This window comes from Sphingopyxis sp. FD7 (assembly GCF_003609835.1).
Classification (GTDB): Bacteria; Pseudomonadota; Alphaproteobacteria; order Sphingomonadales; family Sphingomonadaceae; genus Sphingopyxis.
Map to the genome: position 1 here is coordinate 1,490,746 of NZ_AP017898.1, position 11,883 is coordinate 1,502,628.

Below are 11,883 nucleotides of genomic sequence, written 5' to 3' on the forward strand. Positions count from 1 at the left end.
GTCGCGACCTCGATCCCGAAAGGATCGCAATACGGACGCTGTGGCCCGCGGCGGGCAATGATGAGGAATGAATATGTCGTGGACCGATGAGCGCATCGAACAGTTGCGCAGCATGTGGGAAAAGGGCCTGACCGCCAGTCAGATCGCCGACGAACTCGGCGGCGTCAGCCGCAATGCCGTCATCGGCAAGGCGCACCGACTGGGGCTGAAATCGCGTCCCTCGCCCGTCAAGGCGACCGAAAAGGCCGCAAAGCCCGCCAAGCCTGCGGCGCCCGCCGCACCGAAGCCCGCACCCGCCGCTGCCACGGTGCGTCCGGCCGCCCCTGCCGCGCCGCGTCCGGCGCCGGTTTCCGCACGCCCCGAACCCAGGCCTGCGGCCGAAGCCCCGCGCGAAACGAGCAGCGACGTCGCGCCGAAACCCGATGCGCCGCGCATCGTCTCGATCGGCCCCGGCGGCTTTATCCGTCAAGGCCCCGGCGACCAGCAGGCGCCGATCCCGCCCGCGCCGCCGCGTCGGCTGGTGCCCGCCAAGCCGAGTCCGGAAATTGCCGACAAGACGAGCCTGCTCGACCTCAACGATCGCATCTGTCGCTGGCCGATGGGGCATCCGGGCGAGCCTGACTTCCATTTCTGTGGTGAGGCGGTGAACCCCGGCTTCCCCTATTGCGTCGAGCATTGCGGCCGCGCCTATCAGGCACAGCTGCCGCGCGGCACGCGGCGTCCGCCCCCACCCCCGCCCTTTGGCGGTCCGCGAGTTCGTTAAGCGCGCCCGGTGAGGCCGTTCGGCCAGGATTTTGAGTTCGCGCGCGCGCTCGGCCTGCAAATGGTCGCGCGCGGCGGCGGATGCTGCACAATGGCGATCGACATCGAGCGTGAGCGGCATTTCAATCCGCAAGGTGTCGCGCACGGCGGCGTCGCCTATTCGCTCGCCGACACCGCGATGGGCGGGGCGCTGTTCAGCACGCTCGACGAGGGGCTCTGGTGCGCGACGCTGGAGATCAAGTTCAACTATCACGTCGGTGTGCGCGAAGGCCGCCTGATTTGCGAGGCCAGCGTGCTCCACAAGGGCAAGCGCGTGGCCAATATCGACGCCCGTTTGTTCCAGCACGACCGGCTCGTCGCGAGCGCCAACGGCAATTTCGCCATTTTCCCGGCGCCGAAGAATTAGCCCAACCTCTTTGACCCGTCATCCCGGCGAAGGCCGGGACGACGACCTGGGGCCGATCGACATTCAGCTCTGGCGGTCTGCAAATGGCGGCCTTCCGCGCTTCCGCTGCTCACGTGCAAAAGCACGCTGCGCTCCGGATCACGGAAAACCAGCATTTTTGACTCGCCAGCTTCTGAATGTCGATCGGTCCGAGGTCTTTGGTCCCGGTGTTTGATGGTGCGGGTTTGAGGTAAATCGTTCGGGTTCATTTGCCCAGCATTTGCAGATGTATTCGTAGGGAGTGAGGCCGCGGAGCGTCTTGAGGCGCCGGCCGTAGTTATAGGCATCGATGAAGTCGTGGAGGTGCGCAGTCAGTTGGGCATGGCTGTCATAATGGTATCGTTTGACGGTCGCTTCCTTGATCGTCCGGTTCATCCTTTCGACCCCCGCCTTCGCGGGGGCAGGCTCTGGCCGTTGGTCCAGGGATGCTTCACTTTGGTCAGCCGGTGCTCGATGCCATGCTCGTCGCAAACGCGATCGAAGATGTGGTGGAAGGCATATTTGTGGTGCGCCATGTTGGTGAACTGGATGCCGTTGTCGGTCAGCACGGTGTGGATCGCATAGGGGACCGCTTCGATCAGGTTCCGCAGGAACTGGGCAGCAATCATCTTGTCGGCTTGCTGCTGCAGCTCGACGAAGGCGAACTTGCTCGTCCGGTCGATCGCCACGAACAGGCGCAGCTGATCTTCCCCCGGTTGCGCGGACACCAGGGTTAGCCCGTCATGCGTTGCTCGGCCTGTTCGGGGGTGAGATACCCGAGGGCCGAGTGCATGCGGTTCCGATTATAATAGCCTTCGATATATCCGAACAGAGCCTGCCGGGCTTCGAGATGCGTTGCCCAGCGGCATTGATGGACCAGTTCGACCTTCAGCGTATGGAAGAAGCTCTCCATCGGCGCGTTGTCGTAACAGTTCCCAGTGCGGCTCATCGACGCGGTCGCGCCGATCGCAGTGAGTTGATCGACATAAGCCCCGGCGGCATATTGCGATCCGCGATCGGAGTGATGCACGAGTCCGCGTAGCGGTCGCTGCCGTTGGGCGGCCATCATCAACGCAGCGAGCGTCAGTTCGGTGCGCATGTGATCCCGCATCGCCCAGCCCACGATCTTGCGAGTCGCCAGATCGAGCACGGCGGCCAGATACAGCCAGCCTTCGCCGGTCGGGATATAGCTGATATCGGCCAGCCACACGCGGTTCGGCGCCGTGGCTTCGAAGCGCTGCGCGAGCAGGTTCGGCGCGATCGGCAGGTAATGGCGGCTGTCGGTCGTCGAGGGCCGAAAGCGGCGACCGGCAAGCGCACGGATGCCGTGGCGGCGCATCAGCCGCTCGACACGACCGCGGCTGCAGCCGCGCCCTTCCGCGCGCAGCGCGGCATGCATCCGGGGACTGCCGTATCGCCCGGAATGCCGCGCCTGGATCCGACGGATATCGCCGAGCAACACGGTGTTCGCCGTCGTGCGCATACTCGGCGGCCGATCGCGCCAATCGTAATAGCCGCTGCGCGACACACCGAGCATGCGGCACATGACGCTGACCGGCCAGGTGCCAGCATGGGCGCGGATGAACTGGAACTTCACCGTGGCATCTCCGCGCAAATGCCGACCGCTTTTTTCAGAATGTCGCGCTCCATGCGCGTGCGATCGAGTTCGCGGCGCAGCCTGGCAATCTCCGACGCCTGATCCGCCGGCGACGCCATCGGCGATGATAGCGGCTTCGCCGCAGGCACTGTCCCCTTGATCTCCAGTGCCCGCTGCCAGCGCCTCAACATCGTCGGCATGATCCCCAGCTCACGCGCAACGTCGGTCTGCATCCGACCGCTCGTCTCCCACAGCGTCACAGCCTCGCGCTTGAACTCGTCTGTGAAATATCGCTTCCCAACCTTCGCCATCTTACACCTCCTCGCTCCAATGAGCCGTTCATCGGTGTCCGCGCAACCGGGGGAAGATCAAACCGCTTCCGGCGCTGGGCCGAGCGCGGTGTGTGGGAACGGATCTTCGTCCAGCTCGCCGGGGTCGAAGGCGTGCCGGACAAGCTCTTCATCGACAGTAGCCGCATCAAGGTCCACCGCACCGCCGGAGGCGCAAAAGGGGGGGCCTTGGCTCATGGTATCGGCATCGCCAAAGGCGGCAGGAATACCAAGCTCCACGCCGTCTGCGACGAGAAGGGCCGCCCCACGTCCTCCTGCTGACACCCGGCAATACGCACGATGCCAAGGTCGCCACGCTGGCGATCAATGCCGTGCCACCGTCAGAATATCTGGTTGCCGACAAGGGCTACGACAGCAACGCCTTACGCGCCTGGCTGATCGAGCGCGGCACCACGCCGGCCATCCCCGCCAGGTCCAATCGCAAGGCGCGCATTGAACACGACCGGAAAATCGCCAGCGCAATGACGTCGAGCGCATGTTCTGCCGCTTCAAGGACTGGAGGCGCCTCGCCACACGCTTCTACCGCAACATCAAGACCTTCATGGTCACTATCGCCATCGCCGCCTTCGTCACTTGGTGGCTCCAATGAGTCCAAACCCAAAGCTCCTATCGTACGACATCAGCAGCTTTCAACGATGCCCGTTCGAGCGCTCCACGCGAGAAAGGCGCGAGATCGCCGCGCAGCCCATGTTTGAGCGCCGAGAGCGAAAGACCGTGCGCAGCCACGTCGACCAAGGCGAGACCTTGCCACAGTCCATCAAGGATACCCGCCGCAAAGGCGTCCCCGGTGCCGACGCGATCGACGATCGGCGCAATTACGGCGTCGGCGGTTGCGGCCCACGCTTCGCGCGTGTCGATACGCGCAACGATACAATGCTCATCAGCGCCCACGACATGCCGCGCCGTCGATGCGACGTGGGTGAGCGCCGGAAAACGGTCGAGCAAAGCCAGCGCGGCCGCGCGTCGCCGATCCTCGCCATCGCCCGAAAATTCCTGCCCCAGGAGCAGCGAGGCGTCGCGGTGATTGCCGAAGAGCAGCGTCGCCTGCTCGACAATCGGGCGCAGGATCGCGGCGGGGTCGTCGTGCCAGCGCTCCCACAAACGGCCGCGCCAGTTGCCGTCGAACGACACGCCGATTCCGCGCGCACGCGCTGCGCGGGCGGCGGCAAAGGCCGATTCGGCCGCGGCCGCGCCAAGCGCGGGTGTCACTCCCGAAAGGTGCAGCCAGTCGGCGCCGCCGAGCAATGCATCCCAGTCCCACTCGGTCGGCGCAGCGCGTGCAAAGGCCGAATCGGCGCGGTCGTAAACGACTTCGGCCGCGCGCATCGGACCACCGGCAATGTGGTAATAGAGGCCCATCCGTCCGCCGCGGCGCAAGATCGCACCGATATCGACCCCGTGCCGCCGCAATTCGGCGATGGGGGCGTCGCCGATCGTGCCCGAAGGCACGGCGCTGACCATGCGGCTGCGATGGCCGAGCGCCGCAAGCGCGACGGCCACATTCGCCTCCGCGCCCCCCACCCAGGCGTCGAAGCGCGGCGATTGTAGCGGCATTTCCCCGGCGGGGACGGAGAGACGCATGACGATTTCGCCAAAGCAGAGAATGGTGCGGGATTGAAGCGTCATCAGGGCAGTCCGGTTTCGGGAACGGCGGTGCAGGCGATGCGGATCGCCGAGCCAAAACTTGCGGTCGCGTGCTCGCCCGGAACGATCGGATGGACCCCCGTGATCGCCCCTGCCGAAATCCATTGACCGGGCGCGAGCGCGATGACGCCGCGCAGATGAAGATCGACGAGGAAGCGGAGCGAACCCCAGGGACCATCGAGCACATCGCAGGCGCGCCCGCGGCCGACGCTGGCGCCCTCGATCCGGGTTTCGACCCCAAGCCGGTCGAAGCCGTCGCGCGCAAGCGGGGGGCCGATCAGCAGGCCGTTGTTGATCCCGATATCGGCAATGATGCCGAAGGGAGCGAGGTCGTGGACATCGGGCGCGGGCGAACTCGCAACCTCGAAACCCACGCGGATTTCGCTCACATAATCGGGCGCGTCGGCGAGCGAGGGAAGATGATCGGGCACGCGGTCGAGGCGGAGCATCACCTCAGCCTCGATCGCGCCCGTGCCACCGACAAATATCCGTGCCTGACCCGGCGTACCGTCGGAGACGTCGACGCTCCGCAGTATCGGCCCCGCGAGCCGCTCGGCAGCGAGCGAGGCCACGAGCGGACCGGGGATACGCCCGACTTTCCAGCCGAGCACTGGCAAGGCCAGCGCATCGCAAAGCCGCCGCTGCACGGCATAGGCGTCCTCAAGCGTCGCCGGAGCTGGGCGCGGAAAGGCGGCGAGCGCCGTTCCCGCCCGGCGGGCCTCGATCAACAGGGTCGCCGCATCGTCGGCACGCGCGGACAGGCTCATGCGGGCGACCGTCGGACCATCAGGCGAGCTTCGCGCTCAGCAGATAGCGCTCGCGGCTTTCTGCGGCGCGGCGGCGCAGTTCGTCGAGTGCGCGCTCTTCGGTCTCGTCGAGCATCGATTCGAGCAGGCGGTTGAAATGCCGCCGCATCGCGAGGCGCGCGCCTGCGGCATCGCGGCGCCTGAGCGCTTCGACGACATCGGCATGTTCGGACTGTCGCGCGCGGCCATCTTTGCGGCAGACGAGCGAGTGGCTCTGCCGAACCTCGGGCAATTCCATGCGCATACGCCACAGACTCTCGATGACGTGGATGATCGCCTTGTTGTTCGATGCCGCCGCGATCGTCATGTGAAACTCGCGGTCGATGACACTGATCTCGTCCTCGCTCGCGGCCTCGTCCGCCATCGCAGCGAGCAGTTCATCGAGCTTCGCGAGGGTTTCGGCCGAGATCGTCGGCGCGGCGAGTGCGGCCGCCTCGGCCTCGAACAGCGAACGCGCTTCGGTGACTTCGAAGGCGCTGACTGGGGGCAGGCGCTTGCTGTCGCCCGGGATTTGCGATTCGACATAGGCCCCGGCGCCAGTGCGGATGTGAATCCAGCCCGTCGCCTGCAAGGCGATTTCAGCTTCGCGGATCGTCACGCGGCTGACCTCGAACCGTTCGGACAGCTCGCGTTCGCCGGGAAGGCGTGCGCCGGGGGGATAGGTGCCGTCGAGGATCAGGTCCCGGATGGCGTCGGCGATGTCTTCAAAAAGGCGGCGTTCGGCCATAGCTTATTCGTCTCCCACATCATGTGTAGAGAGTTCATACAATCCGGTATGACAATTTTGAAGCCTAACAATGCGACGATCGTCAATCGGCATCGGAACATGCTCCGTCCGAGGGGATTTTGGCCGCGCAGAGCCATGCGACCAGCCGCGCCATCATCGCCGCGCGTGTCGCCGCATCGAATTTCCCATGGCCGCCGCCCGGTACCACGACAAAATCGTTGCGGATGCCAAGCGCGTCGAGGCGGTGTTTGAGTAACTGCGACTGGGCGATGGGGACGACTTTGTCGGCATCGCCGTGCACGATGAAGATGGGCGGCGACGCGGCGTCGAGCCAGGTCAGCGGCGACATGGCTCGCGCCATCTCCGCGGCGTCGCCGCGCGCACCGATCCATCGGGCGACCGTGGGGTGCAGTCCGCCCTCGCCCGATCGCAGCACCGCAAGGTCGGTGGGGCCGTAAAAGTCGATCACCGCGGCAGCGCGCGGCGGATTGCGGCAATCGGGGGCATCGATCGCGTTCGACGCGGGCAGCAGGCCCGCCATCAGCGCCAGATGTGCCCCCGCCGAGCTTCCCGCCAGCAGGATTTGATCCGGATCGAAACCGAACCTGGCGGCGTTAGCGCCCGCCCAGTGCAAAGCGCAACGCGCATCGATCACCGCGGCGGGCGCGCTCGCCTCGCCCGCCAGCCGATATTGCACCGCCGCGACCGAGAATCCGGCATCGAGATAGGGCCGGAACGCCTGCCAGTCGGCGGGCCGCGCGCCGCGCGCCCAGCCGCCGCCGTGAAAATAGAGGAGGACGGGTACCGGCGCGCGCCGCGCGTCGGGATGAAGATAAAGATCGAGATGGAGCGCTACGCCGTCGGCCTGCCGATAGACGAGATCGCGCACGATCGATGCCGGTTCATCGCTTTCGCGCGCGGCCGACGGCGGCGATGCCGGAAGCACCGCCGCCGCCGCTGCGACCGACAGAAAAAGACGCCGCATCACCGCCCTGCGCCGATCAGATCCGCGCCCGGATTCCGATGAAATATTTCGAGCCGTAATAATGATATTGGCGGCTGCTGCCATAGATGGGCATATAGGTCGCCTTGGGTTCGTTGAAGATGTTGAGCGCCTCGAAGCGCAGCGACACGCCCTTCATCAGGTCAAGCGAGGCGCGGAAATCGACGGTCTCGCTGGGTCCGACAAAGCGAAGCTGGCTGTTGCCACCGACGAAATCCTGATAATATTTCGAGCGGTAGTTATAGATCGCCTGCAGCGACACCGGGCCGATCTCATAATAGGCCTGCGCCGACAGCACATGTTTGGAATAGCCTGACAGGCTGGCCGGGGGGATGATACCTTCTGACACGGTCTCGGTCACCGGATCGAACTGGTCGCCGAGCCGGACGTCCTCATTCTCGAAGTTCGAATCGGCATAATTGTAGCTGACCTTTGCGCCCAGCCCGTCGAGCGGCTTGGGCAGGAAGCTGAAGCGCGTCGCCGCAGTGAGTTCGAGGCCATAGATGCGCGACTTGTCGGGGCTGTTGCGCGTCTGCGTCACCGGCACCGTCACCGTCTGCCCGTCGATGACGAATTGTTCGTCGAACACGACCGGCTGGAAACCGCCGTTGAACTGCTTGTAATAGAGCGTAGCCGACAGAATGCTGTCCTTGTTCGGATACCATTCGATCGCCGCGTCGGCGTTCCACGACATCAGTGGTTTCAGACGCGGGCTGCCGTTGGCGCGGACATTGTCGATCGCGTCCTCGATATTGGTGAAACTGCCGCCGTCGTCGAGCGTGAAGGTGCGCCCCGCGCCGAGCGCGCTGGGAGCGGGCCGCGACATGGCGCGATAACCCGCGACGCGCAGCAGCGTGTTCGGCGCAACCTCGAAGATCGCGTTGACGCTGGGCAGGATGCGCGTGCTGCGGCTCTTGATCGTTACTGTTTCGAAATCGTCGGTGGTTTCGAGGCGGAAGGTGCCGTCGCCATTGTCGACAAGGACGAACTCGCTGCGCAGGCCGTTCGAGGTCACGTCGGTCTTGACGACACGCACGCCGATATTGCCGCGGACGGGGAAGCTGCCGAGATCGACGTCGTAGTCGGCCATGATATAGCCCGCGAGCGTGCGTTCGGTGACGTCGCGGTTCGCAGGCGACCTTTTGTCCTCGAGCGCGCCCGGATCCTCGCTCCCCATATATTCGCGAAACAGGCAATCGACGTCGAAGGTCGCCCAGCTGGTGATGGCGTTGCCGTCGGCCGCCGACAGGAAGTCCGTCTGCGGAAAGGCGCGGTTGCGGCAGAGATTGTTGATGCGCCGGTCCTCGGCGATCGGCGGGTTCAGGTTGAAGTCGCCGTTGCGCACATCATAGTCGCGGAAGGTCATTTCGGACCAGCGCACGCCCGCCGAGAGCTTGCTGAAAAAACCGTCCATTTCATAACCCGCGTCGAAGCGGCCGGCGATGATCTTGTTGTGGCGGCGGCTCTGGTCGCGGCGGAAGCGCGCATCGTCCCAGAATAAATCGTGGTTGTTGAGGTCAAAACGCGGATCGATCGTGATCGTCGGCACGAAGCTGCCCGGCGCGATCTCATATGTATAGGGAATGCGCATGTTGTTGAACACGGTGCGCACGCCGTTGACGTCCGTCGGGTCGGTGCGCAGGCGGACGTTGCGTTCATCCTCGACGCGGATCGTGCGCGAATAGCTGCCGTCGATGATGAGCGTCAGCCGGTCGCTGGGCTGCCATTCGATCGACAGGCCGCCACCCAGATATTCCTCGGCGCGCGACAGTTCGGACCCGTTCGATTCGATCGCGCTCTGCCCGCTCAGGCTCTGAACGATGCCGTTTTCATCATAAACGACGTTGGTCAGGCTGCGGCGTGCTTCGGAGATGTTGAGGTCGCGGCGGCTCTCGACAAAGGTGCGGTCCGAATATTGGACGTCGAGATTGATGTTGAACTGGTCCGACGGCCGCCACTGGATCGCGCCGAAGATCGCGTCGCGCTTGTCGGTCTCGCTGATCTGGCGGAAGGTATAGGCGTTGGGGACGAGGTAGAAGGGATGGCCTTCGCCATAATCGTCGCGGCCATACTCGGTGCAATTATTGTTGGTCACGACGATGTCCGCACGGCACGCCGTCCAGGTCGTCGACGCGGCATAGGTTTCTTCGGGATTGTTGGTGTCGTTGCGCTGCACGCCGATCGCGATGCCGATCGTGTCGTTCGCGAACTGGTCGACATAGCTCAGCGTTCCGCGCCAGCCGATGCCCCCCGACCCGACGATGCGGTCGCCATAGGGATTATACTGCGCCTTGACCTCGGCCTGGATGCGGCGCTTGCCGAAATCGAGCGGGCGGAGCGTTCCGATCTCGATCGTGCCCGCGACGCCGCCTTCGACAAGGCTCGCCTGCTGCGTCTTGTATATCTTGATATTGTTGACGAGTTCGGAGGGGAACTGGTTGAAATTGACCGAGCGGTCGCCGCTGCCGTTCGTCGCGTCGCGGCCGTTGAAGGTCGAATTGGACAGAAAGGGGCCGAGGCCGCGCAGCGCGATTTCGGACGCGTCGCCCTTTTCGCGGTGCGTCGTCGCGCCGGTGATCGTCTGGATCGCCTGCCCGACCGAGATCGCCGGAATGTCGCCGATGTCGTCCGACGACAGCGCATCGACGATCGCCGTTTCCTCCCGCTTGGTGTTAATTGAATTCTGGATCGTCTCGCGAATCCCGGTGACGATGATCGCGTCATCCTCCTCCGGCCCGGCCCCCGCGGGCGCTTCCTGCGCCATCGCAGGCGCCACAGTCGCGATCAGCGCCGAGCAGGCGCTGGCCAGCAAGACGGTGCGGCGCGTGCGCGCATGGATAGGATTGCGAGAATTCACGTCGTCTCTCCCCAAGAATGATTCTTTTATGACCAATATTGTTGTTCAATATCGGTTAATTTGTCAACCAATATGTCTGGATAATTGGCTAGTCCATATTGACAGGCAATTATCCTTATCGCACAAGCTGGCTGCGCAACTGCGGAACCGCGCGCGCCAGCGCCTCGGTCACCAGTTTTGCCGTGACTTCGGCGCCGACGGGGCCGAGGTGAGTGTAATCGAACTTGCGCGTCACCTGTCCACGCGCGCCCTTGCCGACAATCGGCGGCTGTGCGGGCGGAGCCGGGCGCGCCGCGAGCGTCGTGCCCGCTTGCGCCGCCGCGAGCTCCTCGGGCGTCGGCGGCACTTGCGCGAGCTTGGTCGCCATCTCGGGCCCCATCTCCTCCGTCTGCGCGGCGCTCAGCGCGTTGAGATCGACAAGCGGCACATCCATCGCCTTCGCGACACCGCGCACCTGGTCCGACCAGCTTGCGAGCGTGTTGCGCAGCTTCCCGTCCCGGAACTCGCGCCGCGTCAGCGGGGTGACGAGCACGGGCGTCGCACCCGCTGCCCTTACCTCTTCGACAAAGCGGCGGAGGTTCGCGGGGAACTCGGTCGTCTCGTCGGTCCAGCGTTCAGGCTTGCTCGACTGGTCGTTGTGCCCGAACTGGATCAGCACCCAATGGCCGCGGTATCCCGGCACGCGCGCTTCGGCGAGCGCGATGTCCCAGCTGCCCTCCTGCCGATAACTGCGCGTCGAGCGCCCGCCGCGCCCGGCGTTGACGCAGGCGACCGACGATTTGACATGGTTCGCGCAAAAGGCGCCGCCCCAGCCGCTGTGCGGCGCCATCGTCGAATCGCCGACGAGGATGATCTTGTAGGGCTGAAGCGGTTCGGCGTCGGTGCGTTCGCGCTCCTGCGCCCCCGCCCCCGACCCGCTCGCGAGCAGCGCGCACGCGGCGATTGCGAAAAGCCCGCGCATCACGAGAAAGCCAGCCCGCCGTTCACGTCGAGACACACGCCCGCGAGGAAGCTTGCGGCGGGTGAGGCAAGATAGACGATCGTGTCGGCAACCTCGTCGGGATGGCCTTCGCGGCGAAGCGGCGTGTTGCCTGCCGTCGCGGCGCGCCCTTCGGGCTTCGAGAAAATATCGTGAAAGCTGGTGCCAATGAGGCCGGGGCAGACCGCGTTGACGCGGATGCCCTGCGGCCCCAGCTCCTTTGCCATCGCGCGGGTATAGGTCATCAGCGCCCCCTTCGCGGCCGCATAGACCGACGCGCCGGGACCACCACCGTCGCGGCCTGCTTGGCTCGAGACATTCACCACCGCCGACCCTTCGCCAAGGAAGGGCTGCGACGCCTGAAGCACGAGGAACGCCGATTTGAGGTTGAGCGTCATCACCTGGTCAAAAAAGGCTTCGTCCATCTCGCTCAGCGTCTTGCGCGCGACCATGCCGCCGGCAAGGTTGACGAGGATGTCGAGCCGCCCGCTGAACGCGACACCGACCTCTTCGAGCATCGCCTTGACCGCGCCGCTGTCGGTGACGTCGGCCTGGACCAGAAAGGCGTCGCCGCCCGCGTCCTCGATGGTCTTCAGCGTGTCCTCTGCCGCATCGCGACCGCTGTTGTAATTGATCGCGACGCGAACGCCGGCGCGCGCGAGTGCGATCGAGACTGATCGTCCTATGTCGCGGCCGCCGCCGGTGACGAGCGCGGTTTTGCCCTGGAGAGTCAT

Annotated in this window: 12 protein-coding genes and 1 pseudogene; 4 read left to right on the plus strand and 9 right to left on the minus strand. The window is 65.0% G+C overall.

From position 1 onward, the window contains the following. The first annotated feature begins 73 nt into the window (after positions 1 to 73). Both SPYCA_RS06990 and SPYCA_RS06995 read left to right on the plus strand, forming a co-directional pair. Entirely contained in the window at positions 74 to 763 is a 690-nt protein-coding gene (locus tag SPYCA_RS06990; protein WP_120222195.1) for a GcrA family cell cycle regulator, read from the plus strand. Between the two features lie 9 nt (positions 764 to 772). Continuing rightward, a complete protein-coding gene (locus tag SPYCA_RS06995; protein WP_120219549.1) occupies positions 773 to 1,168 on the plus strand; it encodes a PaaI family thioesterase in 396 nt (131 codons plus the stop codon). 138 nt (positions 1,169 to 1,306) lie between these two features. Here the strand turns inward: SPYCA_RS06995 and SPYCA_RS07000 are convergent. After that, positions 1,307 to 1,890: pseudogene (locus SPYCA_RS07000) on the minus strand (DDE-type integrase/transposase/recombinase); the annotation flags it as partial. 29 nt (positions 1,891 to 1,919) lie between these two features. Continuing rightward, a protein-coding gene (locus SPYCA_RS07005; protein WP_120219132.1) for an IS3 family transposase occupies positions 1,920 to 3,094 on the minus strand; the annotation gives its coding sequence in 2 pieces (ribosomal slippage) (positions 1,920 to 2,809 and positions 2,809 to 3,094; 1,176 coding nt in all). A gap of 90 nt (positions 3,095 to 3,184) precedes the next feature. Between SPYCA_RS07005 and SPYCA_RS07010 the strand changes: the two genes are divergently transcribed. Continuing rightward, positions 3,185 to 3,394, plus strand: a complete 210-nt coding sequence (locus SPYCA_RS07010) for a hypothetical protein (RefSeq protein WP_120219550.1) — start codon at positions 3,185 to 3,187, stop codon at positions 3,392 to 3,394. Then, on the plus strand, positions 3,391 to 3,828 hold the full coding sequence (locus SPYCA_RS19800) for a transposase (protein ID WP_443029504.1): 438 nt from the start codon (positions 3,391 to 3,393) through the stop codon (positions 3,826 to 3,828). Before SPYCA_RS07010 ends, SPYCA_RS19800 begins: the two co-directional genes overlap by 4 nt. Here the strand turns inward: SPYCA_RS19800 and SPYCA_RS07025 are convergent. From SPYCA_RS07025 to SPYCA_RS07055, 7 genes are all read right to left on the minus strand, one after another. Beyond that, positions 3,740 to 4,759: a sugar kinase gene (locus SPYCA_RS07025; protein WP_120219552.1), complete on the minus strand. Its 1,020-nt coding sequence runs from the start codon at positions 4,757 to 4,759 to the stop codon at positions 3,740 to 3,742. The two genes, SPYCA_RS19800 and SPYCA_RS07025, sit on opposite strands and share 89 nt — an antisense overlap. Then, positions 4,759 to 5,544: a 2-keto-4-pentenoate hydratase gene (locus SPYCA_RS07030; RefSeq protein ID WP_120219553.1), complete on the minus strand. Its 786-nt coding sequence runs from the start codon at positions 5,542 to 5,544 to the stop codon at positions 4,759 to 4,761. The genes SPYCA_RS07025 and SPYCA_RS07030 overlap by 1 nt, the downstream gene beginning before the upstream one ends. A 19-nt stretch (positions 5,545 to 5,563) precedes the next feature. Further along, positions 5,564 to 6,310 carry a FadR/GntR family transcriptional regulator gene (locus SPYCA_RS07035; protein ID WP_120219554.1) on the minus strand — a complete coding sequence of 249 codons (747 nt, stop codon included), beginning with the start codon at positions 6,308 to 6,310 and terminating at the stop codon, positions 5,564 to 5,566. Positions 6,311 to 6,392: 82 nt separating this feature from the next. Beyond that, a complete protein-coding gene (locus SPYCA_RS07040) occupies positions 6,393 to 7,295 on the minus strand; it encodes an alpha/beta hydrolase (RefSeq protein ID WP_172594993.1) in 903 nt (300 codons plus the stop codon). Between the two features lie 16 nt (positions 7,296 to 7,311). Beyond that, positions 7,312 to 10,170 (minus strand): TonB-dependent receptor, encoded by a 2,859-nt coding sequence (locus tag SPYCA_RS07045; protein ID WP_232003568.1) that lies wholly within the window; start codon positions 10,168 to 10,170, stop codon positions 7,312 to 7,314. A gap of 115 nt (positions 10,171 to 10,285) precedes the next feature. Beyond that, complete coding sequence (locus SPYCA_RS07050; protein WP_120219556.1) at positions 10,286 to 11,131, minus strand: rhamnogalacturonan acetylesterase; 846 nt, start codon at positions 11,129 to 11,131, stop codon at positions 10,286 to 10,288. Continuing rightward, on the minus strand, positions 11,131 to 11,883 hold the full coding sequence (locus tag SPYCA_RS07055) for an SDR family NAD(P)-dependent oxidoreductase (RefSeq protein ID WP_120219557.1): 753 nt from the start codon (positions 11,881 to 11,883) through the stop codon (positions 11,131 to 11,133). The genes SPYCA_RS07050 and SPYCA_RS07055 overlap by 1 nt, the downstream gene beginning before the upstream one ends.